Origin of the sequence: Streptomyces sp. CB02400 (assembly GCF_001905725.1) — a bacterium.
GTDB lineage: Bacteria > Actinomycetota > Actinomycetes > Streptomycetales > Streptomycetaceae > Streptomyces > Streptomyces atrovirens.
Genome location: NZ_LIWB01000009.1, coordinates 226,579 through 248,580, shown reverse-complemented (window position 1 = coordinate 248,580; position 22,002 = coordinate 226,579). Strand labels below are relative to the sequence as shown.

The 22,002-nt window shown below is 73.7% G+C and carries 21 protein-coding genes and 1 pseudogene; 15 read left to right on the top strand and 7 right to left on the bottom strand.

The features are described 5' to 3' along the window. The first annotated feature begins 40 nt into the window (after positions 1-40). Positions 41-805: a VOC family protein gene (locus AMK33_RS22840; protein ID WP_073934770.1), complete on the top strand. Its 765-nt coding sequence runs from the start codon at positions 41-43 to the stop codon at positions 803-805. Between the two features lie 22 nt (positions 806-827). On the opposite strand, the gene AMK33_RS22835 is transcribed toward AMK33_RS22840, so the two are convergent. Both AMK33_RS22835 and AMK33_RS22830 read right to left on the bottom strand, forming a co-directional pair. Further along, complete coding sequence (locus AMK33_RS22835; protein ID WP_073934769.1) at positions 828-1,409, bottom strand: MarR family winged helix-turn-helix transcriptional regulator; 582 nt, start codon at positions 1,407-1,409, stop codon at positions 828-830. Beyond that, complete coding sequence (locus tag AMK33_RS22830; RefSeq protein ID WP_073934866.1) at positions 1,406-3,103, bottom strand: FUSC family protein; 1,698 nt, start codon at positions 3,101-3,103, stop codon at positions 1,406-1,408. The genes AMK33_RS22835 and AMK33_RS22830 overlap by 4 nt, the downstream gene beginning before the upstream one ends. A gap of 159 nt (positions 3,104-3,262) precedes the next feature. On the opposite strand from AMK33_RS22830, the gene AMK33_RS22825 reads away from it, so the two are divergent. The 4 genes from AMK33_RS22825 to AMK33_RS22810 all read left to right on the top strand — a co-directional run bounded on the left by AMK33_RS22825 (position 3,263) and on the right by AMK33_RS22810 (position 6,639). Continuing rightward, positions 3,263-3,817, top strand: a complete 555-nt coding sequence (locus AMK33_RS22825) for a DUF5134 domain-containing protein (RefSeq protein ID WP_073934768.1) — start codon at positions 3,263-3,265, stop codon at positions 3,815-3,817. Between the two features lie 103 nt (positions 3,818-3,920). Then, a complete protein-coding gene (locus AMK33_RS22820; protein ID WP_073934767.1) occupies positions 3,921-4,859 on the top strand; it encodes a M56 family metallopeptidase in 939 nt (312 codons plus the stop codon). A 244-nt stretch (positions 4,860-5,103) separates the two neighbouring features. Then, positions 5,104-5,784, top strand: a complete 681-nt coding sequence (locus tag AMK33_RS22815) for a phosphatase PAP2 family protein (protein ID WP_073934766.1) — start codon at positions 5,104-5,106, stop codon at positions 5,782-5,784. A 177-nt stretch (positions 5,785-5,961) separates the two neighbouring features. Then, positions 5,962-6,639, top strand: a complete 678-nt coding sequence (locus AMK33_RS22810; protein ID WP_073934765.1) for a TetR/AcrR family transcriptional regulator — start codon at positions 5,962-5,964, stop codon at positions 6,637-6,639. Here AMK33_RS22810 and AMK33_RS22805 read toward each other — a convergent pair. Continuing rightward, positions 6,627-8,129 (bottom strand): LVIVD repeat-containing protein, encoded by a 1,503-nt coding sequence (locus tag AMK33_RS22805; protein ID WP_073934764.1) that lies wholly within the window; start codon positions 8,127-8,129, stop codon positions 6,627-6,629. The genes AMK33_RS22810 and AMK33_RS22805 overlap by 13 nt on opposite strands. A 191-nt stretch (positions 8,130-8,320) precedes the next feature. Here AMK33_RS22805 and AMK33_RS22800 point away from each other — a divergent pair, with 191 nt between their 5' ends. Further along, positions 8,321-8,983: a DUF305 domain-containing protein gene (locus AMK33_RS22800; protein ID WP_073934763.1), complete on the top strand. Its 663-nt coding sequence runs from the start codon at positions 8,321-8,323 to the stop codon at positions 8,981-8,983. 46 nt (positions 8,984-9,029) lie between these two features. On the opposite strand, the gene AMK33_RS22795 is transcribed toward AMK33_RS22800, so the two are convergent. Next, entirely contained in the window at positions 9,030-9,497 is a 468-nt protein-coding gene (locus tag AMK33_RS22795; protein ID WP_073934762.1) for a DUF6214 family protein, read from the bottom strand. Between the two features lie 200 nt (positions 9,498-9,697). Between AMK33_RS22795 and AMK33_RS22790 the strand changes: the two genes are divergently transcribed. Then, positions 9,698-11,041: an FAD-dependent oxidoreductase gene (locus AMK33_RS22790; protein WP_073934761.1), complete on the top strand. Its 1,344-nt coding sequence runs from the start codon at positions 9,698-9,700 to the stop codon at positions 11,039-11,041. A gap of 555 nt (positions 11,042-11,596) precedes the next feature. Here AMK33_RS22790 and AMK33_RS22785 read toward each other — a convergent pair. Next, complete coding sequence (locus tag AMK33_RS22785) at positions 11,597-11,956, bottom strand: ArsR/SmtB family transcription factor (protein WP_073934760.1); 360 nt, start codon at positions 11,954-11,956, stop codon at positions 11,597-11,599. Between the two features lie 126 nt (positions 11,957-12,082). Between AMK33_RS22785 and AMK33_RS22780 the strand changes: the two genes are divergently transcribed. Both AMK33_RS22780 and AMK33_RS22775 read left to right on the top strand, forming a co-directional pair. After that, positions 12,083-13,162, top strand: coding sequence for an NADH:flavin oxidoreductase/NADH oxidase (locus tag AMK33_RS22780; protein WP_073934759.1), 1,080 nt, complete (start codon positions 12,083-12,085; stop codon positions 13,160-13,162). Between the two features lie 238 nt (positions 13,163-13,400). Continuing rightward, positions 13,401-14,198 (top strand): pectate lyase, encoded by a 798-nt coding sequence (locus AMK33_RS22775; protein WP_073934758.1) that lies wholly within the window; start codon positions 13,401-13,403, stop codon positions 14,196-14,198. Positions 14,199-14,270: 72 nt separating this feature from the next. Here the strand turns inward: AMK33_RS22775 and AMK33_RS22770 are convergent, their stop codons facing one another. Continuing rightward, positions 14,271-15,029 (bottom strand): PaaX family transcriptional regulator C-terminal domain-containing protein, encoded by a 759-nt coding sequence (locus AMK33_RS22770; protein WP_073934865.1) that lies wholly within the window; start codon positions 15,027-15,029, stop codon positions 14,271-14,273. 72 nt (positions 15,030-15,101) lie between these two features. Here AMK33_RS22770 and AMK33_RS22765 point away from each other — a divergent pair, with 72 nt between their 5' ends. From AMK33_RS22765 to AMK33_RS22745, 6 genes and pseudogenes are all read left to right on the top strand, one after another. Next, complete coding sequence (locus tag AMK33_RS22765) at positions 15,102-16,781, top strand: acyl-CoA dehydrogenase family protein (RefSeq protein WP_073934757.1); 1,680 nt, start codon at positions 15,102-15,104, stop codon at positions 16,779-16,781. A 91-nt stretch (positions 16,782-16,872) separates the two neighbouring features. Further along, positions 16,873-18,028: pseudogene (locus tag AMK33_RS22760) on the top strand (WD40/YVTN/BNR-like repeat-containing protein). 5 nt (positions 18,029-18,033) lie between these two features. Beyond that, complete coding sequence (locus tag AMK33_RS44735; RefSeq protein WP_268817381.1) at positions 18,034-18,168, top strand: hypothetical protein; 135 nt, start codon at positions 18,034-18,036, stop codon at positions 18,166-18,168. Between the two features lie 5 nt (positions 18,169-18,173). Next, positions 18,174-18,851 carry a uracil-DNA glycosylase gene (locus AMK33_RS22755; RefSeq protein ID WP_073934756.1) on the top strand — a complete coding sequence of 226 codons (678 nt, stop codon included), beginning with the start codon at positions 18,174-18,176 and terminating at the stop codon, positions 18,849-18,851. Further along, positions 18,848-19,855 (top strand): N-acetylglucosamine kinase, encoded by a 1,008-nt coding sequence (locus AMK33_RS22750; protein ID WP_073934755.1) that lies wholly within the window; start codon positions 18,848-18,850, stop codon positions 19,853-19,855. The genes AMK33_RS22755 and AMK33_RS22750 overlap by 4 nt, the downstream gene beginning before the upstream one ends. Positions 19,856-19,939: 84 nt before the next feature. Further along, positions 19,940-20,863, top strand: coding sequence for a sirohydrochlorin chelatase (locus AMK33_RS22745; RefSeq protein ID WP_073934754.1), 924 nt, complete (start codon positions 19,940-19,942; stop codon positions 20,861-20,863). A gap of 82 nt (positions 20,864-20,945) precedes the next feature. Here the strand turns inward: AMK33_RS22745 and AMK33_RS22740 are convergent, their stop codons facing one another. After that, complete coding sequence (locus tag AMK33_RS22740) at positions 20,946-21,977, bottom strand: lactonase family protein (RefSeq protein ID WP_073934753.1); 1,032 nt, start codon at positions 21,975-21,977, stop codon at positions 20,946-20,948. Positions 21,978-22,002 lie beyond the last annotated feature (25 nt).

Below are 22,002 nucleotides of genomic sequence, written 5' to 3'. Positions count from 1 at the left end.
GAGCCGGGCTTAGCGTGCTGGGAGGGACGGAAGGAGCGTCATGAAACAGTCCGCGCCGGTGACCGGTGGGCCCTGCTGGGCCGAGCTGGGGACCACCGATCCGGAGTCCGCCCGACGGTTCTACACGCGGTTGTTCGGCTGGCGCCCCGAGACGGACCCGCGTCAGGAGTCGGGCGGCTACACGGTCGCGTACCTCGGTGACGCGGCGGTCGCCGCGCTGGCGCCGCTGTACCAGGAGTCGCAGCCGGTGGCCTGGAACGTGTCGTTCGCGGTGGCCGACGTCGACGCCGCCCTCCGTGCGGTGGAGGCGGCGGGCGGGCAGGCGCTGCTCGGCCCGACGGACGTGTTCGACGCGGGTCGTTCCGCGGTGGCCGTCGACCCCACCGGCGCCGTCTTCCAGCTGTGGCAGGCGGATGCCTTCCCGGGCGCCGGGGTGTTCAACGTGCCCGGGTCCCTGGGCTGGGTGGAACTGATGACGCGGGCGCCGCGCCAGGCCGTGTCGTTCTACACCGGCGTGTTCGGCTGGAGCGTGGACGCCTCCCGGCGGTACCCGCAGTGGGGCATCGACGGCGCGGACTTCGGCGGCATGGTGACGATGGACGAGAAGTTCCCGCACGAGGTGCCGGCGCACTGGCTGCCGTACTTCGCCGTGGACGACGTGGACGACGCCGCGGTGACGACCACGACGGTGGAGGGCACGGTGCTGATGGAGCCCGTCTCGCACCCGGAGGGTCCGCGCATCGCGGTGCTCCGCGACCCGCAGGGGGCGATGTTCGGCGTGTACCGGGCGGCGGACGAGAGGTGAGCCGGAGGCGGGCCCTCGGCCGTCACGCCCGCAGCGCGCCCAGGCGTCCCTCAAGCTGGCCGAGCAGCTCGCCGAGCAGGGCGGCGAGCTCGCCGAGCTCCGGGCCGTCCAGACCGGACAGTACGGCGGTCTCGTAGGCGAGCTGCGCGGGCAGGATGCCGTCGACCAGGTCGCGTCCGGAGTCGGTGAGGCGGACGTGGGCGACCCTGCGGTCACGGGTGTCGCCGCGGCGTTCCACCAGTCCGCGTTCGGTGAGCTGCTTGAGGCGTTTGGTGACGGCGGCGCCCGAGGAGAAGGTCTCGCGGGCCAGCTCGCTGGGCGTCAGCTCGTGGCCGGTGCGGCGCAGGGCGCCCAGCAGGTCGAACTCCGGGCGGGTCAGTCCGGCGCGGCGCAGCGGGGCGTCCTCCGCCTGCTGGAGGAGGGCGGCACAGCGGTTGATGCGGCCGATGACCTCCATGGGGCCGGTGTCGAGGCCGGGGTGGACGGCCCGCCACTGCCGGACGACGGCGGCGACGGTGTCGCCCCGCGAGCGGCCGGGCGCGTCCCCGTCGGCCGTCTCCGGTCCCTCGCCGTCGGCCGCCGCTGGTCCTTCGGTCGCCGTCATGGCCGTACGTCCTCCGTGTTCGTGCCCGTGCCGGGGTCCGGGAGCAGTCCCTGGCGTCGTACCGTCGCCGCGAGCGTACGGTGTCCCGACTGCTCGGCGAGCACGACCCGCTCCTGGGCCGGTGCGCGCTGCCACCACTCGCCGGACGCGGCGTCGGCGGCGGCCCGCAGGTCGACCAGGGCGGCGGCGAGGTCGCGGCGGGCGGCGTCCAGGGCGGCGGGGGCGGGCCGGGGCCCGGCCAGGAGGCGCGCGGCGTGTTCGCGTGCGCGGTCGGCCGTGGTGAGCGCCCGCTCCACGCGGTCGCCCGCCCGCCGGTTGGTGACGGCCACGGCGGCGGCGAAGCCGACCAGGGCGCCGACGAGGGTGTCCACCGCGCGCTCGGTGATCAGGTCGCCGGGCGGCTGGTAGCCGGCGAACTCGGTGACGAGCAGCGCGAGCGGGGTCACGCAGACGGTGCCGAGCCAGTAGTTGCGGCCGATGAGCGCCTCGGCGCCGAAGTTGAACAGCAGGCAGCAGAGCACGAGGGCGAGCGGGCCGAGGTGGGCGACGGGGACGACGGCGGCGAAGAGCAGCACGCCGGCGAGGTTGCCGACGACGCGCTGGACGGCCCGGCTCCAGGTGAGGGTGATGTTGGCCTGGTAGAGCGAGGCCGCGGTGACCAGGGCCCAGTAGGGGCGGCCGATGCCGAGGGCGAGGGAGGCGTAGCCGGCGAGGGCGCAGCCCAGAGCGGTGCGGACGGCGATCGGGGTGAGCGGGCCGAGCCTGGTCCACAGGGGGCGCGGCGGGGTGGCGCGCTCGGCGGCCACGCCGAGGAGTTCACCGGCGTCCGCGCGGGGGTCGTCGGTGCGCGGGACGGCCCCGGTGCCGCGCAGTGCGCGGGCCCAGGCGCGCAGGCGTTCGGGGTCGGCGTCGGCGGGCGCGGCGAGCGCGACCTCCGCGCGGACGACGAGCCGTTCGAGGGCGCGACGGGTGGTCGAGGGCCGGTTGCCGGTGGAGAGCAGGGACTGCCAGGCGGCCTGCACGGCGGCGTAGGCGGCGGCGCGGGCCCCTGGGTGACCGTCGCCGGTGCCGCCGGCCCCGGCGTACGCGGCGGCGGCGTTCAGCGCCCGGGCGGTGGCACGGCGTTCGGGGCCGTGCGGCCGGAGCGGCGCGGGCGCCATGCCCACCAGATAGGCCCAGACACCGGCCGCGGCGGCGAGCGCGAGATGACCGGGGACCTGTCCGAGGGTCTGCGGCACGAACAGCGAGGCGGAGCTGACGAAGGTGAGGATCACATGGCCGGGCGGGCCGACGCGGGTGGCGTCGCACAGCGCCTTCTGCACGGCGGCCAGGACGGCGCCGACGGTGACCAGGACCACGGCGTTCCGGGTGAGGGAGGCGGCGACCAGGGACACGGCGAGGCCGCCGAGCATGCCGAGCACCACCCAGGCCAGCACCCGGGCCCGGGCGGCGTACGGGCGGTTGTGGGCGTAGAGGGCGCACAGGGACCCCGCCATGGTGTACATCGCGAGGTCGAGCCGGCCGAGGGCCACCAGGAGCAGGCTGGGCGGTGCGACGGCGGCGACCACGCTGAGGGCCGGCTTGAACCAGATGTCGGAGGGCCGTCCGAGGCGCAGCGGGGCGGCGAGCGGGAGGCGCCGGGCTGCCTGCGGGGCTGTGGGGGTGGGGGCGGATGTGGGGGTCGCACTGCTCATGAAGAACAAGGTTAACAGGTATTTTACTTGTGAATCATATATGCGGATCTGCCGCGCTCCCCCGGGCGCTCCCCCCCGCACTCCCGTGCGCTCGGGTGTCCGTCGCCGGGACCGGGCATGCCATGACCGACCGTCGAGCGGGCCGAGGGGGAGGTTCGGGTGCACGGACCGGTGTCGTCCGGCTGGCTGCTGGTCGCGCTCTGCGCGGCGACCGGCGCCTACTGTCTGCTGCGCATGCGCAGCCATGTGGTGGAGCAGCGCCGTGCCGCGGGCGGCGAGGCGCTCATGGGCTTCGGCATGGCCGTGATGGCCGTGCCCGCGGCGGTGTTCACCCCGCCGGCGTGGACCTGGCCGGCCTACGCGGTGGTCTTCGGCGCGGCCGGGCTGCACGCGCTGTGGGCGGCCCGCACCGGCGCACGCCATCTGCACCATCTGATCGGCGCCGGGGCGATGGTGTACATGGCGGTGACCATGGCCGCCTCCACCGGGCAGGGGCCCGGACACGGGCACGGCGGCTCGGGCATACCCCTGCTGACCGGAATCCTGCTGCTCTACTTCGTCATGTACGTACTCGCCACCGGCGTACGACTGGTGCCCGCGGCCGCCGTGACGGGGGGCGGCCGGGGTGCGGGCTGGGGCGACCGGCCGGAGTTGGCGCGGGCCTGCCGGCTGTCCATGGGGATCGCGATGGTGGCGATGCTGCTGACGATGTGAGGGCGGGACACACGGCGCGGCGGCGGCCGTGCGGGCCGTTGCCTGCGTCACTTCGGTGCGTCCGTCCGTGTCCTAGGGCGGCCCGCGCTCATAGGCTGCACGCATGATCCTCCCCGCGGCCCTGCTGCTGCTCGGCGTCCTGACCGCTGTCATGGGTCCCCGGCTGCTCGCCCGGGCCGACTGGCCGGACCGTGAACCGGTGGTGGCGCTGTGGGCGTGGCAGTGCGTGATCGCGGCGGTGCTGCTGTGCTGCGCGCTGTCGATGACGTTCAGCGCGGCGGCCGCCTGGCGGGCGGTGGGCGGCCAGGTGTTCGCCACCGCGCCCCGCGCGGTCGTGGAGGCGTACGCGCTCGGTACGGCGGGGCTCTGGGCGCAGACCACCGCGGTGGCGCTGGCGTGCGGCGGGCTGTGGAGCGCGGCGATGCTGGTCCGGGAGGTCGTACGGGCCCGTGCCCGGCGTCGGGCGCGCCGCGCCGAACTGCGGGTGCGGGCACCGCTGCTGCCCGGGGAGCGGCCGGACTCCGACCGGCTCGTGGTCCTGGAGGGTGAGCGGCCCGACGCCTGGTGGCTGCCCGGCACCCCGCCCCGACTGGTCGTCACCACGGCCGCGTTGCGCCGGCTGAAGGGCAGGCAACTGGACGCCGTCCTCGCCCACGAGCGGGGGCACGCGCAGGCCCGGCACGACTGGCTGCTGCACTGCTCCTCCGCGCTGGCGGGCGGTTTCCCGCAGGTGCCGGTGTTCGCGGCGTTCCGCGACGAGATGCACCGGCTGGTCGAACTCGCCGCCGACGACATGGCGTCCCGCCGCGTCGGCCGGCTGACCACGGCCCTCGCGCTGGTGGAACTCAACGAACACCGCGGGGTGTTCGGCGGCCCCTGCCCGGCCCCGCAGGCCCACGTCCCGGCCCGGGTACACCGCCTGCTCACTCCCCCGGACCGGCTCACCTCGGGGCGCAGGCTACGGCTCACGGCGGTGGCGTCGCTGGTTCCGGTGATCCCGGTACTGGTGGCGTTCGCACCGGGCCTGCGGGCACTCGGCTAGCCCGGGCCCGAGCGCCGCGCCACGTCCCGCGGGCAACAGCGCCGCCGCCCTCCGCGGGCAGTCGTGCCGCAGGGCGACACGGGTGGGCGCGACGGCACCCCGCCAGCGCCGGGCCGCGCAACCCCACCCCCGGCCCACACCAACGCCGGACACCACGCAAGCCCCCCGGCCGGCGCGAGCCCGGAAGAGGCCGGCGAAGGCGGGGGGCTGGCCCCGGACGCCGGCGTTCGGAGAGGATCGCCTCATGCACACCCCCCACGCCGAATCCCCGCCCAGGCCCCCGGAGCACCGTCCGGCCACCCTGTCCACCGGAGTGCTCGCGCTGTGCTCGGCGCTGCTGCTGACCCTGGTCGGCGTCGAGTGGCGCCCGCTGCTCGAGCTGGACGCCGACATCGCCCGCACCACTCACCGCTGGGCGGTCGAGGAACGGGGGCTGACGCAGACGTCCCGCATCCTGACGGACTGGGTCTGGGACCCGTGGACGATGCGGGTGCTGTGCGGTGTGGCGGCGGCGCTGCTCGTCTGGCGGTACGCGGCCCCCTGGTCGGCGCTCTGGCTGGTGCTCACGGTCGCCGTCGGAACGGCGGTGCAGCAGGGGCTGAAGGCCGCGCTGGACCGCGCCCGCCCGGTCTGGCCCGACCCGGTGGACTCCGCGCACTACGCGGCGTTCCCGTCGGGGCACGCCATGACCGCGACGGTCGTCTGCGGCCTGCTGCTGTGGCTGCTGCACCGCCACGGGGTGGGCCGCGTCCTGTGGCGTACGGCGCTGGCCGTGGCGGTCCTCTCGGTGACCGGCGTCGGCCTCACCCGGGTCTGGCTCGGCGTCCACTGGCCCACGGACGTCCTCGGCGGCTGGTTGATCGGCGCCCTGACGGTGGTGGCGGCCGTGGCGGTCCACCGGCGGCGGTGTCCGGCACGCCGGTGATTCCGGGCACCCCCGAGCCGGTGGCCCGAGGCCGCTTTCGCCGCGAACAAGACCGTTCACCTCGGACGATCCCCCGCGTCGCCCGAGGTGAACGGCAACCCGGAGAGGCCCACCAAGGGGCCTCGCCGGACGCGCTGAGTATAGTTGGCTGCCAGCCAGTCAACGCAGGAGTCCAGCATGTCCCCGCGCAGCGCCCTGGTCAATGAAGAGTTGCGGAGGCGTTCGAAGGAGCGGCTTCTGCACGCCGCCGTGGAGTTGGTCGACGAGCACGGGTACGAGGCCACGACGTTGGGCGACATCGCCGACCGGGCGGGCTCCGCGCGGGGCCTGGTGTCGTACTACTTCCCGGGAAAACGCCAGCTCGTGCAGTCCGCCGTGCACCGGCTGATGCACCGCACCCTGGAGGAGGCCCTGGAGCGGGAGCCGCACACCGAGGACGGCCGGGAGCGGATGGCACGGGCCATCGACGCGATCCTGGGCCTGGCGCGGGACCGGCCGGTCCTGATGCGCCAGCACATGGCCGGACTGCTGCAGGCCGAGGGTTTCCTGCCCTGCCCCGAGCAGCGGCGACTGGCCGAACTGCTGAGCGACACCGTCACCCGGCACGGCTCCCACGACGTCGACACGGACTACCCGATGCTGCGCGCCCTGCTGATGGGTGCCGTGTACGCGGCCCTGATGCCGGGCGCGCCCATGCCGGTCCCGGTGCTGCGCGCGGAGCTGTTCAAGCGCTACCGGCTCGACTGGGAGATGGGTGTCCCGCCGGACACCGAGGTGCCCGGCGGGACGTGCGGTAAGGACCGGGCGGACATGGCCCGGTTCTTCGCGACGGAGCCGGACGCTCAGTCGAAGTAGTCCGGCTGGGTCTGCACGTTGAGCTCACGCAGGTGGACCCAGCGGGCCGGGTCCGTACGCCGGTCGTCGATCCTCAGGACGTCGAAGCCCTTGGCGATGTCGTTCGAGTAGATGTAGCCGTTGTAGTAGTACGCCGACCAGGAACCGCCGGTGACGAGCTGGTCCGTGGACAGCGGGCCGCGCTCGAAGTAGGCGATCTCCTTCGGCTTCGAGGAGTTGGTGAAGTCCCAGACGGAGACGCCGCCCTGGTACCAGGCCTGGACCATCAGGTCCCTGCCCTTGACCGGGATGAGCGAGCCGTTGTGGGCCACGCAGTTCTCGGTGTCCGCCTGGTGGCGGGGGATCTTGAAGTAGCTGCGGAAGACCAGCTTCTGCCGGTCGCCCTTGCCGACGATGTCGTAGATGCCGTCCGCGCCGCGGTTCGGGCCGATCTCCGCGTTGCAGGTGGCGCCGCCACCGCCGCCCAGCTCGTCGGTGAAGACGACCTTGTTGGCCTTCTGGTTGAAGGTCGCCGAGTGCCAGAACGCGAAGTTGACGTTGTCCTGCACCCGGTCGATCACCCGCGGACGCTCCGGGTCCTTGATGGAGAACAGGATGCCGTCGCCCATGCAGGCACCGGCGGCCAGGTCCTTCGACGGCAGCACGGTGATGTCGTGGCAGCCGGTGGTCTTGGAGACACCCGGGTTGGTGGGCCCGCCGGGGTTGCCACCGCCGTCCGGGCCCTCCCCCGGGAACAGCACCGGGAAGCCGACCAGCGCCGCCTTGTGCGGGGCCTTGCGCGGCACCTTGATCACCGAGATGCCGTCGTGCGGCGGCTGGCAGTCGGGGTAGGCCGCGTTCGGCGAGTACGACGAGACGTAGACGTAGACGTTCCTGCGCTCGGGCACCAGCGTGTGGGTGTGCGAGCCGCAGGCGGTCTCGACGGCGGCGACATAGCGCGGGTTCCGCTTGTCGCTGATGTCGAAGACCTTCATGCCCTCCCACGAGGACTTCTCGGTCGCCGGCTGGGTGGTGCTGTTGCAACTGCTGTCGCTGCGCGAGGAGTCCGTGGACAGGAACAGCAGGTCACCGGAGACGGAGATGTCGTTCTGCGAGCCGGGGCACAGCACCTGGGCCACCGTCTTCGGCGCCTTCGGGTTGCTGATGTCGAAGATGCGGAAGCCGTCGTAGTTGCCGGCGAACGCGTACCGGCCCTGGAAGGCCAGGTCCGAATTGGTGCCGGACAGCGCGTCCTTGGGGATGTTGGCCACGTGCCGGATGTTGTCGGAGTGGACGACCTCGTCCTGGCCGGGTATCTCGCCGCTCTCGATGGCCTCACGCGCCTCGGCCTGGTCGCTGCGCGACACCTCCTTCTCGGCGGCCGGCGAGTCCCCGGGGTCGGGGATCGCCGCGGCCGGCGCGGCGGTGAGCAGCGCGGCCAGCAGTCCACCGGCCGCCGCGGCAACTCCGAGACGTCTGCGCCGGGTTCGGGAAACGTTCAACAGGATCACTGTTTTCCTCCCTGGTTCCGTTCACATCAGAACGGTTTTCGCACCGGCAGTATCGTCGTGGACATGCACATACCAACAGAGGGCAACGCCATCGCAATGAAGTTTTTTGATCACTGACGCGCGGAAGCGTGCTAGGACGGTCGTCGACACTCACGAGGTGTCCCGCAATACGCCTGCCACAGGAGGTCCTTGTGCACTACCGCCGTGCGTCACGCGTGTCCCTCGTCGCGGCCGGACTGACCGCTCTGACCGTACTCGGGCTCGTGGGCTGCGACTCTGACACGGGCGACACCAAGTCGGCCGCCGCCGCCGGGCCTTCGGTCATCGCGCCGGGTGAGCCCGGGGAGGCCAACCGGACTCTGTCGGCCGAGGAGGCCGAACGGCAGCGCGTCGAGGACGACTCCCCCAATGCGGCGGACGTGTCCTACGCGCGGATGATGATCCAGCACCACGCGCAGGCCCTGGAGATGACCGAACTGGTGCCGGACCGGGCCGAGTCGTCGAAGATCGTCAAGCTGGCCGAGCGCATCGCCGCCGCGCAGCAGCCGGAGATCAAGGCGATGAAGGGCTGGCTGAAGAGCCACGACAAGCCGGAGCGGGACGACGGGCACGGGCACGACCACGCGACGATGCCCGGAATGGCCACACAGGCCCAGCTGAAGCAACTGCGCGCGGCCGACGGCAAGGCCTTCGACCAGCTCTTCCTCACCCTGATGATCACGCATCACCAGGGGGCGATCACCATGTCCACCGAGCTGAAGGGGCAGGGCAACAACATCCGGATGGAGGAGATGGCGGACGACGTGGTGGCCCAGCAGACCAGCGAGATCAGCCGGATGCGCGACCTGATGTGACGGTGCGCGGCACGCCGTGACGGCGGCCGGCGCCCGACGGGGCGGCTCAGCGCCGGACGTGCCGCGCGGGCAGCAGTCCCGCGTCGCGCGTCCGGCCGATGAGCCTGAGCGCACCGCGCCGGCTGTACCCGGTCTCGTCCATCACGGCGAGGACCGGATCGGCTCCCCGCTCCTGCGCCGCGCGGTACGCCCCCGCCACGAGACCGTGCTTCTCCGGCCCCCTCGGCCGGTCGGTCCGCTCCCGGTGCGTGCCCGTACCGGCCTCGTCGCCGGGGTCCGGCTCGGGCTCGGCGCCGCAGGCCCGCGCCAGCGGCCCCTCGATCCAGTCGGCGAACAGGGCGAGGTCCTCCAGCGCCAGCGCGGGCCGGGCCCGTACGTCCTCGACGCATACCCACCCCTCGCACACCGTCGCCAGCGCGTCGATACGGGCCCCGTCGCCGAAGGCCAGCCGCACATGGAGCCACCGGGTCGCCCGCTCCCCCTCCCTCACCTCCCACGCGGGCCACACGGACACCGCGCCCTCCGCAGGAGAGCGATCGGAAAGATGAAGAAAAGATGCCTCAAACACACACGCAACGTAACCGCGTGATCAGTTTCCCTCCGTAGAACACGCGCCCCGGACGGCGGACGGCACCCTGTCAGCGGAGCGCGGACGGTGCCATGCTGGAGACATCAGCGATCTCCTGTCGATCCCCCGGGGTGAGGAGTTCCGCCGTGCTGCGTGTCGCCGTCATCGGTTCCGGGCCGAGCGGGTGCTACACCGCCCAGAGCCTCGTCCAGCAGGACGCCCGGGTGCGCGTGGACGTCCTGGACCGGCTGCCTTGTCCGTACGGCCTGGTCCGCTACGGCGTGGCGCCGGACCACGAGAAGATCAAGTCCCTGCAGAACACCCTCCGGGCGGTCCTGGAGCACGAGCGCGTGCGCTTCCTCGGCGGGGTGCCGGTCGGGCCGGGCGGGGTGCCGGTCGCGCGGCTGCGGGAGCTGTACCACGCGGTGGTGTACTGCGTGGGCGCCGCCACGGACCGGCGGCTGGGCATCCCGGGCGAGGAGCTGCCGGGCAGTTGGTCGGCGACGGAGTTCGTGTCCTGGTACAGCGCGCATCCGGACGCCGTCGACGACGGTTTCCTGCGCGGGGTGCGGTCGGCGGTGGTCATCGGGATGGGGAACGTCGCCGTGGACGTGACGCGCATGCTGGCCCGGGGCGTGACGGAGCTGAGCCCGACCGACATGCCGCACGCGGCCCTGACCGTACTCGCGTCGAGCCGGGTGGACCGTATCCACATGGTGGGCCGGCGCGGCCCGTCCCAGGCCCGCTTCACCACCAAGGAACTGCGCGAACTGGGGGCCCTGCCGGACACCGGAACCGCCGTGGACCCGGCCGAGGCGGCCCAGGACCCGGCGTACACGGACCCGTCCGCGCTGCCCGCCCCGCAGCGCCGTAACGTCGAGGTGCTGCGCGGCTGGGCCGGGGCGCCGGTGCCGGGCGCCCGGCGGCTGATCCGGCTGCGCTTCTTCCTCCGCCCGGCCGAACTGATCGCCCGGGAGGGCAGGGTGGGCGCGGTGCGTTTCGAGCGGACGGTGCCGGACGGGCACGGCGGCGTCACGGGCACGGGGCGGTTCGAGGACGTCGAGGCGCAGTTGGTGCTGCGCTCGGTCGGTTATCGCGGGGTGCCGTTGGAGGGGCTGCCGTTCGACGCGGCCGGCGGCACGGTTCCGCATCTCGCCGGGCGGGTGCTGCGGGAGGGCGCCGTCGCTCCGGGCGAGTACGTGGCGGGCTGGATCAAGCGGGGCCCGACGGGCGTCATCGGCACCAACCGGCCCTGCGCGAAGGAGACGGTGACCTCCCTGCTGCGGGACGCGCCCTTCCTCACCGACCGCGACCTCCCCGGCGACCCGCTGGCGGCACTGCGGGCCGAGGGCGTCGAACCGGTCGAATGGACGGGCTGGCAGGCGATCGAACACGCAGAGGCGGAACTGGGCGCCTCTCTCGGCCGGACCACCGTCAAACTCCCCGACTGGGACACCCTCCTGGCAGCAGCCCGCGCGGCCGGCCCGTGACCGCGTCGGGGTCACGGACGGCCGCCGGCCCGCTGGAGCGGGCCCGGCCGGTGCCGCCGGGAGCCGGGCTCCGCCACGCGCGCGCCCGCACGCGCACGGACGCCGCCGCGCGGGATCTCAGGCCGCCACGGCCGCCGGCGAGCTCGTCCACGGACCTGCCCCCGCACACGGCCGGTAACGGCCCACGCGGCCTCTGGCAACGGGGGGCGCGCCGGCCCTCGGCGCCGGGCGGACCGGGCTCCGGTGAGCACTGCCCCCGTCAGGCGGACCCCCGCACGCCGACAGGCGCCACCTCCCGAGATCCCCGGTTCCCGCACGCACCGGCGAGCGATCGGCCCCGCGGCGAAGCCCGCAAGTCCCGCGTGCGGCCCGTGGCGGTCCACGTGGCCTCTGGCAGCAGCCAGGGGATCGAACCCCCCGGGACTGAGGGCCGGACCCCGGTGGGCACTGCGCCGAGATCCCCGGTTCCCGCACGCACCGGCGAGCGATCGTCCTCGGGTGGAAACCCGCACGCCAAGCGGGCGGCCGGCAGCGAGCCGGTGGGTGGTGGCCGGGTCAGCCGGTGCCCTGGCGAAGGGACTGGTGGGCGGCGGCGGTGAGCAGGCAGCCGAGGAGGCCCGGGAAGAGGTCGTCCAGGTCGGACCGGCGCAGGCCGTTCATCTTGGCGGTGCCCTCGTAGGTCTGCCGGATCACGCCGCTCTCGCGCAGCACCCGGAAGTGGTGCGTGGTGGTGGACTTGGTGACCGGCAGGTCGAACTGCGAGCAGGTCAGCTCGACGTCCTCGGCGGCGAGCTCGCGGACGATCCGCAGCCGTACGGGGTCGGAGAGCGCGTGCAGCACGCCCTCCAGCCGGATCTCCTCGCGCGCCGGGTGCGGCAGAGCGCGGCTGCTGGGTGCGGGGGCGGCGGTCGTCACGGCGGCTCCAGGTGCGGTCCGGGAGACCTCATTGTACGAGAGCCATCGTAGTTTGACATCTACCGTACTACGATGCCTATCGTACGATCCGATCCCCCCTCTGGTCCCTGCCGAACGGAGCCCGCCGTGAGCACGCTGTTCCAGCCCTACACCCTGCGCGACGTGACCATCCCCAACCGGGTGTGGATGCCGCCGATGTGCCAGTACTCGGCCGCGCCCGAAGGGCCCGGGACCGGCGCGCCCGGCGACTGGCACTTCGCGCACTACGCGGCCCGCGCGGCCGGCGGCACGGGCCTGATCGTCGTCGAGGCCACCGCCGTGTCACCGGAGGGCCGGATCTCCCCGTACGACCTCGGCATCTGGAACGACACCCAGGTCGAGGCGTTCCGCCGGATCACCCGCTTCCTCGTGTCGCAGGGCACCGTCCCCGCCGTCCAGCTCGCGCACGCCGGGCGCAAGGCGTCGACCGAGCGGCCCTGGAAGGGCGGCGCGCCCGCCGGGCCGGACGCCCACGGCTGGCAGCCGGTGGCTCCGAGCGCGGTCGCCTTCGACGAGCGGCACCCGGTGCCGGACGAGCTGTCCGTCGAACAGATCCATGAGATCGTCGGACAGTTCCGCGCCGCCGCGCGCCGCGCGCTCGCCGCCGGGTTCGAGATCGCCGAGATCCACGGTGCCCACGGCTACCTGGTCAACGAGTTCCTGTCCCCGCACTCCAACCACCGCACCGACTCCTACGGCGGCTCGTACGAGAACCGGACGCGGTTCGCGCTCGAGGTGGTGGACGCCGTGCGCGAGGAGTGGCCGGACGACAAGCCGCTGTTCTTCCGCATTTCGGCCACGGATTGGCTGGAGGAGTCCGGCTGGACCCCGGACGACACCGTCCGCTTCGCCTCCGAGCTGCACGCCCACGGCATCGACCTGCTCGACGTCTCCACCGGCGGCAACGCCTCCGGCGTCCGCATCCCGACCGGGCCCGGCTACCAGGTCCCCTTCGCCGCGCGGGTGCGGAGCGAGACACCGATGCCGGTCGCCGCCGTGGGGCTGATCACCGACGCCGAGCAGGCGGAGAAGATCGTGGCCAACGGCGAGGCGGACGCGGTGCTCCTCGGCCGCGAGCTGCTCCGCAACCCCTCGTGGGCCCGGCACGCGGCCCGTGAACTGGGCGGCGAGGTCCACGTGCCGGACCAGTACCACCGCTCGGTATGAGCCCGCACCGCCACCGCGCCGGTGGCCCGGGGCGCCCTTCGCGCCCCGGGCCACCGGCGTCGGCTTTTCCTGGCCGAATGTGATCCCCGCGAAGCGTTGACTAGAAAGCGCTTACCCCATACGTTTCCCGTTCAGCAGCGTGACCCGCTCACGTCAACGAACCGGGCATGCCGCGCACCATCACGAACGTCGTTCAGATACCTGGCTCACACCCCCACACCACGACAGAAGGAACGACATGACTTCCGCGAAACGACCACGCGCCCGCGCACTGACGGGCGCACTCGCCACCCTGGGCCTTTCGATTGGCATGGTCATGACCACCGGCGCGTCCCCGGCGAGCGCCGCCACCTGGCCGACCGCCAACGGCAGCCAGGGCGTCTCCTCCACCATCTCCGTGTCCGGCACCAAGGACTACGGGATGAAGCGCCTGTACGGCACCGGCGACCTGGGCTCCGGCAGTCAGGACGAGGACCAGGGCCCGATCCTGGAACTGGCGGACGGCGCGGTCCTGAAGAACGTCATCCTGGGCGCTCCCGCGGCCGACGGCGTCCACTGCAAGGGCTCCTGCACGCTGCAGAACGTCTGGTGGGAGGACGTCGGCGAGGACGCCGCCACGTTCAAGGGCAAGTCGTCGGGGTCGGTCTACACCGTCAGCGGCGGCGGCGCCAAGGAAGCCAGCGACAAGGTGTTCCAGTTCAACGGCGCCGGAACGCTGAACGTGTCGAACTTCGCGGTCAAGAACTTCGGCACCTTCGTCCGCTCCTGCGGCAACTGCTCCACGCAGTACAAGCGGACGATCAACCTCAACACCATCGAGGTGAACTGGAAGGGCAGCAGGCTCGCCGGCATCAACACCAACTACGGCGACAGCGCGACCCTGCGGAACATCACGATCATCGGGGACAGCGGCAAGAAGATCGTCCCCTGCCAGAAGTACATCGGCAACGACGACGGTGACGAGCCGGACAGCAACGGCTCGGGCCCCGACGGCACGTACTGCAAGTACTCGTCGTCCGACATCACCTACCGGTAGCCCCCCACGGGCAGCGGCCGTACGAGGCGTCCCGCGCGGCGTCTCGTACGGCTCACCGACCCCTGTACGACTTCACGCGCCGCCCACGCGGGAACGCACCTCCCCCGCCAGCTCCCGCCGGTACTCCCCGTAGGCGGACCGCAGCGCGTCACCCGGCCAGTCGGCGGGCAGCAGGGCGGGGGGCAGGACGGGGTCGGCGAGCAGATGGCGTACGACGGCGGCGAACGCGGTGAGCCGCTCGGCGGGGCGAGTGGCGCGGCCGCTGTGGCCGAGGAGCGCGCGGGCCGTACCGGACCAGACGTCCAGCGGCCACAGACGCGCGGCGAGCTCGCGGGCGGGCCGGTCGGGGCGGGCCGTGCAGCGCTCGGCCACCTCGTCGAGAGCGGCGGGCAGACCGCGCTCCAGATTGGCGGGACGCAGCCACACCCCCTCACGGAGTTCGGCGAGCCGGAGGGCGGCCAGCCGGGTGCGCAGGTCCGCGCGCTCGGCGGGACCCCGGCCCGTCGCGGTGATCACCACCAGCTCCCAGTCGCCGTCCCACGCGCGCGTGCGCGGCTCCACGGACTCGTCCTGGCGGCGCTGGCGTTCGAGCAGCCGGTCGCTGAGCCGGTAGCCGGCGTCCGTGCGCCGCAGGTCACCGGCGGCGACCATCCGGCTGAGCGCCGCGCGGAGCGTGGACCCGCCGACGTCGAAGCCCTCCACCAGCCGCCCCAGCTCCCTCGCCGACAGCTCCGGCGGGTGCGTACCGAGCAGCAGGCTCAGCACGACCGACCGCGCGGACAGCGGGCGCGGCCGGGGGTCGTTTGGTGTCGCCGGGTCGTTCCTCCGCATGGGGCCGTACTCTACGACGCCGATCATGTTACATGATTGATTCGACTGTAGGAAAAGTGCAACACTCGCGTCATGGCAACCACACTCGCGGACGAGCAGCGGCAGGACTCCGGCGCACCCGGCGGTGCCACCCATGGCGTCACCAATCAGCCCCCTCCCCTGGCCCCGTACGACGCCTCCGAGGACACCGCCCTGCTGGAGGGGCTGCGGCGGGAGGGCGCCGGCTGGGCCGAGGAGGAGCTGCGCCGGGTCGGCAGGCTGGCCGGCAGCGCGCAGGTGCAGGAGTGGAGCGATCAGGCCAATCGCCACGAGCCCGAACTGCGCACCCACGACCGGTACGGGCACCGCGTCGACGAGGTGGAGTTCCACCCGAGCTGGCACCACCTGATGCGCGCGGCCGTCGCCGAGGGGCTCGCCGCCGCGCCCTGGGCGGACGACCGGCCCGGCGCCCATGTCGTCCGTACCGCCAAGGGACTCGCGTGGGGGCACACCGAGGCGGGACACGGCTGTCCGACGTCCATGACGTACGCGGCGGTGCCCGCCCTGCGCCGGCAGCCGGAGCTGGCGGCGGTGTACGAGCCGGGGCTGACCAGCCGGGAGTACGAGCCGGGCCTGCGGGTGCCGGCCGGGAAGCGCGGTCTGCTGGCCGGCATGGGGATGACCGAGAAGCAGGGCGGCTCCGACGTCCGGACCAACACCACGTCGGCCGCTCCGACCTCCGAGCCGGGTGTGTACACCCTGCGCGGCCACAAGTGGTTCACGTCGGCGCCGATGTGCGACGTGTTCCTGGTGCTGGCGCAGGCCCCGGGCGGACTGTCGTGCTTCCTGGTGCCGCGCGTGCTGCCCGACGGCACCCGCAACACGTTCCGCGTCCAGCGGCTGAAGGACAAGCTGGGCAACCGCTCCAACGCCTCCTCCGAACCCGAGTTCGACGGGACCGTCGCCTGGCTGGTCGGCCCCGAGGGACAGGGCGTGAAGACCATCGTCGAGATGGTCAACTGCACCCGGCTGGACTGCGTGATGATGTCGGCGGCGCTGATGCGCAAGACGCTGGTGGAGGCGGGCCACCATGTGCGGCACCGCAGCGCGTTCGGGGCGCGGCTGGTGGACCAGCCGCTGATGCGCAACGTGCTGGCCGACCTGGCACTGGAGTCCGAGGCCGCCACGACCCTCACCCTGCGCCTGGCCGGAGCGGCCGACCGCGCGGTGCGCGGGGACGCCGGGGAGGCCGCGTTCCGGCGGATCGCGACGGCGGTCGGCAAGTACTGGGTCACCAAGCGGGGCCCGGCCTTCACCGCCGAGGCCCTGGAGTGCCTGGGCGGCAACGGCTACGTCGAGGAGTCCGGGATGCCCCGGCACTACCGCGAGGCCCCGCTGCTGTCGATCTGGGAGGGCTCGGGGAACGTCAACGCCCTCGACGTGCTGCGGGCGCTCGGCCGGGACACGGCCACCGCGCAGGCGCTGTTCGACGAACTCGCCCTGACGCGCGGGGCGGACGCCCGGCTGGACGCGGCCGTGGCCGGACTGAAGGACCAGCTGGCCGAGGGGTCCCAGGCGGGCGCCCGGCGGCTGGTGGAGCGGATGGCCCTGACCCTCCAGGGCTCCCTCCTCGTCCGGCACGCCCCGCCCGCCGTCGCCGACGCCTTCTGCGCGACGCGGCTGGGCGGCGACTGGGGGCACGCCTTCGGCACCCTGCCCGCGGCGGCCGGCCTGGACGCGATCCTCGGCCGCGCGCTGCCGGACGGCGGCTGACCCCGCCGTCCCGGCCACCGTGCACGGCCGTCCCCGTGCCCGTCCGCACAGGCCCCGACCTGCGGCGACACCGATCCGGGGGTGACTGTCAGTGGTGGGGTGCAGACTGGCCGGTGTCCTGGAACGAGGGCGTCGACGAAGACGTCGCGGAGGTGGTCGGCATGACCGAGGTACTGCTCGCCGTGGGCACCCGCAAGGGCCTGTTCATCGGGCACCGGCGAGGTGACGCCTGGGAGTTCGACGAAAGTCCCTGCTTCAACGCGCAGGCCGTGTACTCGATCGCCATCGACACCCGTGGCGCGAGCCCGCGGCTGCTGGTCGGCGGGGACAGCGCGCACTGGGGACCCTCGGTGTTCCACTCCGACGACCTGGGCCGCAACTGGACCGAACCGGCCCGGCCCGCCGTCAAGTTCCCCAAGGACACGGGGGCTTCGCTGGAGCGGGTCTGGCAGCTTCACCCGTCCGAGGCCGAACCGGACGTGGTGTACGCGGGGACGGAACCGGCCGCGCTGTACCGCTCGGAGGACCGCGGGGAGACCTTCGAACTGGTCCGGCCGCTGTGGGAGCACCCCACGCGGGCGAAGTGGGTGCCGGGCGGCGGCGGTGAGGGCCTGCACACCGTGCTGACCGACGCGCGTGATCCGCGCGCCGTGACGGTGGCCGTCTCCACGGCGGGCGTGTTCCGCACCCTGGACGGCGGCGCGAGCTGGGCCCCGTCCAACTCCGGGGTGTCCGCGGTGTTCCTGCCGGACCCGAACCCGGAGTTCGGGCAGTGCGTGCACAAGGTCGCCCGGGACGCGGCGGACCCGGACCGGCTGTATCTGCAGAACCACTGGGGGGTGTACCGCAGCGACGACGCGGGCGGAAGCTGGACGGACATCGGCGAGGGCCTGCCGTCGACGTTCGGCTTCGCGGTGGTGGCCCATCCCCGTCGCGGTGACACGGCGTACGTGTTCCCGATCAATGCCGACTCCGACCGGGTGCCGGCCGGCCGCCGCTGCCGGGTCTTCCGGACGGCGGACGCGGGCAGGAGCTGGGAGCCCCTCACGGCGGGGCTGCCGCAGGAGGACCACTACGGCACGGTGCTGCGCGACGCGATGTGCCACGACGGCGCGGACCCGGCCGGCGTCTACTTCGGCAACCGCAACGGCGAGGTGTACGCGTCCGCCGACGACGGCGACAGCTGGCGGCAGTTGGCGTCGCATCTGCCGGACGTGCTGTGCGTACGGGCGGCGGTCGTCGCATGAACCACATGAGCCACATGAACTGCATGAGCCGTACGAGCAGTATGAGCCGTACGAGCCGTACGAGCCGTACGAGCCGTACGAGGATCCCGTCCGGTCCCGGCCACTGGTTGATCTCCGCCGCCGTCGCGGCAGTAAGGTGACGCCCGTGGCACCACGACCCTTGAATGAAATCGTCGAAGCGGGCTGGGCGAAGGCCCTGGAACCGGTGGCCGAACGGATCGCCGGAATGGGGGACTTCCTGCGCGCGGAGATCGCCGCGGGACGCACCTACCTCCCGGCCGGAGCGAACGTCCTGCGCGCCTTCCAGCAGCCCTTCGACGAGGTACGCGTCCTGATCGTCGGGCAGGACCCGTACCCCACCCCGGGGCACGCGGTGGGACTGTCGTTCTCCGTCGCGCCCGAGGTGCGGCCGCTGCCGGGCAGCCTCATCAACATCTTCCGGGAGCTGAACACCGACCTGGGCCTGCCCCAGCCGTCGAGCGGTGATCTCACGCCGTGGACCCAGCAGGGCGTGCTGCTGCTCAACAGGGCGCTGACGACGGCCCCGCGCAAGCCCGGCGCCCACCGCGGCAAGGGCTGGGAGGAGGTCACCGAGCAGGCGATACGGGCGCTGGCCGGCCGGGGCAAGCCCCTGGTCTCCATCCTGTGGGGGCGGGACGCCCGCAACTGCCGTCCGCTGCTGGGCGATCTGCCCGCGGTGGAGTCGGCCCACCCGTCGCCGATGTCCGCCGACCGCGGTTTCTTCGGCTCCCGCCCGTTCAGCCGGGCCAACGACCTGCTGATCCGCCAGGGCGGCCAACCGGTGGACTGGCGCCTGCCGTGACCGGGCCCGGTTTCCTCGCCGTGGACTCCGGGGGCTCCGGTCTGCGGGTCGTCGTCGGGGCCGGCGGACGCGGGCCCCTGGCCCGGGGCGCCTCCGGGGAACCGGTGCGGACGGGGGCCCTGGGCCTCGACCCGGGGCACCTCATGGAGCAACTGGTCCCGATGGCGCGGGCCCTGTGCGCGGAGGCCGGGGTCGAAAAACTGGAGGCGGCCGTCGTCGGGGCCGCCGGGCTGGCCAGTCTGGGGGACGCGCTGCGCGCGGAGCTGCCGGGGGCGCTCGGCCGTGAACTGGGTGTGCGGCGGGTGGTGCTGGCCGCCGACGCCGTCACCGCGTACGTCGGTGCCCTCGGGCCACGGCCCGGTGCCGTGATCGCCGCCGGTACGGGGGTGATCGCGGTCGGCACCGATCTGGCCGGCTGGCGCCGGGCGGACGGCTGGGGGCATCTGCTGGGCGACTGCGGTGGCGGCGCCTGGATCGGGCGGGCGGGTCTCGACGCGGCGCTGCGCGCGCACGACGGGCGGGAGGGCGGCTCCGCGCGGCTGCTGGCGAGCGTCGAGGACCTGTTCGGTCCGGCGGCCGGGCTGCCCGGCCGGCTGTATCCGCGGACCGACCGGCCGGCCGTGCTCGCCTCCTTCGCGCCCCGGGTGGGCGAGTGCGCGGCCGACGGCGACCCCGTCGCCGTGGCGGTGCTGCGGGCCGCGGCCCGGCACATGGCCGGCTCCGCCGCGGCCGTGTGCCCGGCGGCGGGCGAGCCCGTGGTCGGTCTCACCGGTGGTCTGTTCCGGATGGGTGCCGTGCTGCTCGGCCCCCTGGACGAGGAGCTGGCCGAGCGGCTGCCGGGGGCGCGGCGGATCATGGCCGAAGGGGACCCCCTGCACGGGGCGGTCCGCATGGCGGAGGACCTCACCGCCGGCTCGTTCACCCTTCCGGGCGACGAGAAGATGCTGTACGTGACGGGTCCGGCAGGTGAGGACGTCACCCGCGCGGCCGACGTCCGTACGTAACTCATCAGACAAAACCGGACGGATACCGCTCACCCGCACCCTCCCCGAACAGGGGAGCCCGGGAAACCACTAACATGCCGCAACATGAGCACCCCCACTGGGCCCGCGTCCGGCCTGCCAGTACGAATGCCGCGCCCCCGTCAGCCCGGACGGCACCGCCGTCCCGAGCCGCTGGTGGCTCCCGAGGACGCGCCCGCGCTCGTCCTCGCCGTGCCGGGTGCGCCCAGTAGTGCCACCCGCTCGCTCGCCGACGAGGTCGTGAGCATCGCCCGTTCCGAGCTGCCGGGCCTGGACGCCCGGATCGGCTACCTCGACGGTGACGACGAGGATTTCCCGACGCTGCGGTCCGTCCTCGCGTACGCGGCCGAGGAGCGCACCGCCCGCTTCGAGCAGGCCCGCGCCGCCGGCCTGGACGTCAAGGAGCCCGACGGCCCCGTCGCCGTCGTCGTGCCGCTGCTCGCCGGTCCGGACAGCTCGCTGCTGCGCCAGGTCCGCCAGGCCGTGATGGACAGCCGGGTCGCCGCCGAGCTGACCGATGTGCTGGGTCCGCACCCGCTGCTCGCCGAGGCGCTGCACGTGCGGCTCTCCGAGGCCGGTCTGGCCCGCGCCGACCGCGCCCGCCTGTTCACCGTGGCGACCGCGGCGGACGGCATCATCCTGGCCTCCGTGGGCGGTGACGAGGCCGTGCAGGCGGCCGGGATCACCGGCATGCTGCTCGCCGCGCGCCTCGCCGTGCCGGTGATGGCGGCGGCCCTGGACCAGGAGGGTTCCATCGCCTCCGTGGCCGAGCAGCTCCGGGGCTCCGGTTCGCAGCAGCTGGCGCTCGCGCCGTACCTGATCGGCCCGGAGATCGACGCCGGCCTGATCGAGGAGGCCGCGAAGGAGGCGGAGTGCTCCGCCGCCGAGGCGCTCGGCCCGTACCCGGCGATCGGCAAGCTGGCGCTGGCCAAGTACACGACCGCGCTGGGTATCGCCCCGCAGCAGGCGCAGAGCACCCCGGCCCACTGACCCGGCCGGCTCCCGCACGACGCCGAAAGGGCCCGCTCCACGCACCGGAGCGGGCCCTTCGTCGTGTCTCCTCGGCCTCCGGTCAGCCGGTGACCACGCAGGACGCCGCGGGCACCGGGACCGAGCCGGCGCGCCGCGGCACTCCCGTGTCCGGGTCGAGCGCGAACCAGGTCACGTCCCCGGAGCGTTCGTTGGCGACGTACAGGACGCCGTCGGAGACGGTGATCGCGCGGGGCCAGTGACCGCCGCAGGGGACGGTGGTGAGCGGGGTCAGCGCCTTGCCCTCCCCCTCGACCGCGAAGACCGACAGGACGTCCTCGCCGCGGGTCGCGGTCCACACGAAGCGGCCGTCGGGCGAGACGGCCACCCCGGACGGATAGGCGTCGCCGGCCGGGGCACCGGGCAGGACCGGGATCTCGGCGAGCGGTCTGAGCGCGCCGTCGGCGGCGTCCCAGCGGCAGACGACGAGGGTCGGGCTGAGTTCGTTGAGGACGTACGCGTACGCCCCGTCCGGGTGGAAGGCCAGGTGCCGTGGGCCCGAGCCGGGGCGCAGGGCGATCTCCCGGTGCGGTGCGAGCACGCCGCCGGACAGGGTGCAGACCCGTACCGAGTCCGTGCCGAGGTCGACGCCGACCGCCCAGCGGCCGCTCGGGTCGGGCTGCACCTGGTGGGCGTGCGGGCCCTGCTGGCGCTGTGGATGGGGACCGGAGCCGCTGTGCCGGAACACCCCGGACACCGGCGCGAGGCCGCCGTCCGGGCGGACGGGGACGACGCTGACGCTGCCGGAGCCGTAGTTCGCGGTGAGGACGTGTCCGGCGAAGAGACTGAGGTGGGTCGGCCCGCTGCCGTCCACCCGCACCGGGCGCCCGGCCGGCCGCGGCCCGTCCTCCTCGGTCACGCGGAACGCGGCCACGGCGCCCTCGGCCGTCTCGCTGACCGCGTACAGCATGCGGCCGTCGGGCGACAGGGCCAGGTAGGACGGGTCGGGTACGACGTCCACGGTGCTCAGGACGGTCAGCGCGCCGCTGCCAGGGGCGACGGCCGCGGCGACGATGCCCGGGCCTCCCGCCGCCGTGAACGACCCGATGAACGCCCGCCGTCTGCCGTCCGCCACGACTGTCCCCTCTCGTCCGATGCCG

Coding starts and splice junctions, on each gene's coding strand:
- AMK33_RS22840 (WP_073934770.1), top strand. CDS start 41: ATGAAACAGTCCGCGCCGGTGACCGGTGGGCCCTGCTGGGCCGAGCTG.
- AMK33_RS22835 (WP_073934769.1), bottom strand. CDS start 1,409: ATGACGGCGACCGAAGGACCAGCGGCGGCCGACGGCGAGGGACCGGAG.
- AMK33_RS22830 (WP_073934866.1), bottom strand. CDS start 3,103: ATGAGCAGTGCGACCCCCACATCCGCCCCCACCCCCACAGCCCCGCAG.
- AMK33_RS22820 (WP_073934767.1), top strand. CDS start 3,921: ATGATCCTCCCCGCGGCCCTGCTGCTGCTCGGCGTCCTGACCGCTGTC.
- AMK33_RS22815 (WP_073934766.1), top strand. CDS start 5,104: ATGCACACCCCCCACGCCGAATCCCCGCCCAGGCCCCCGGAGCACCGT.
- AMK33_RS22810 (WP_073934765.1), top strand. CDS start 5,962: ATGTCCCCGCGCAGCGCCCTGGTCAATGAAGAGTTGCGGAGGCGTTCG.
- AMK33_RS22775 (WP_073934758.1), top strand. CDS start 13,401: ATGACTTCCGCGAAACGACCACGCGCCCGCGCACTGACGGGCGCACTC.
- AMK33_RS22770 (WP_073934865.1), bottom strand. CDS start 15,029: ATGCGGAGGAACGACCCGGCGACACCAAACGACCCCCGGCCGCGCCCG.
- AMK33_RS22765 (WP_073934757.1), top strand. CDS start 15,102: ATGGCAACCACACTCGCGGACGAGCAGCGGCAGGACTCCGGCGCACCC.
- AMK33_RS44735 (WP_268817381.1), top strand. CDS start 18,034: ATGAGCCACATGAACTGCATGAGCCGTACGAGCAGTATGAGCCGTACG.
- AMK33_RS22745 (WP_073934754.1), top strand. CDS start 19,940: ATGAGCACCCCCACTGGGCCCGCGTCCGGCCTGCCAGTACGAATGCCG.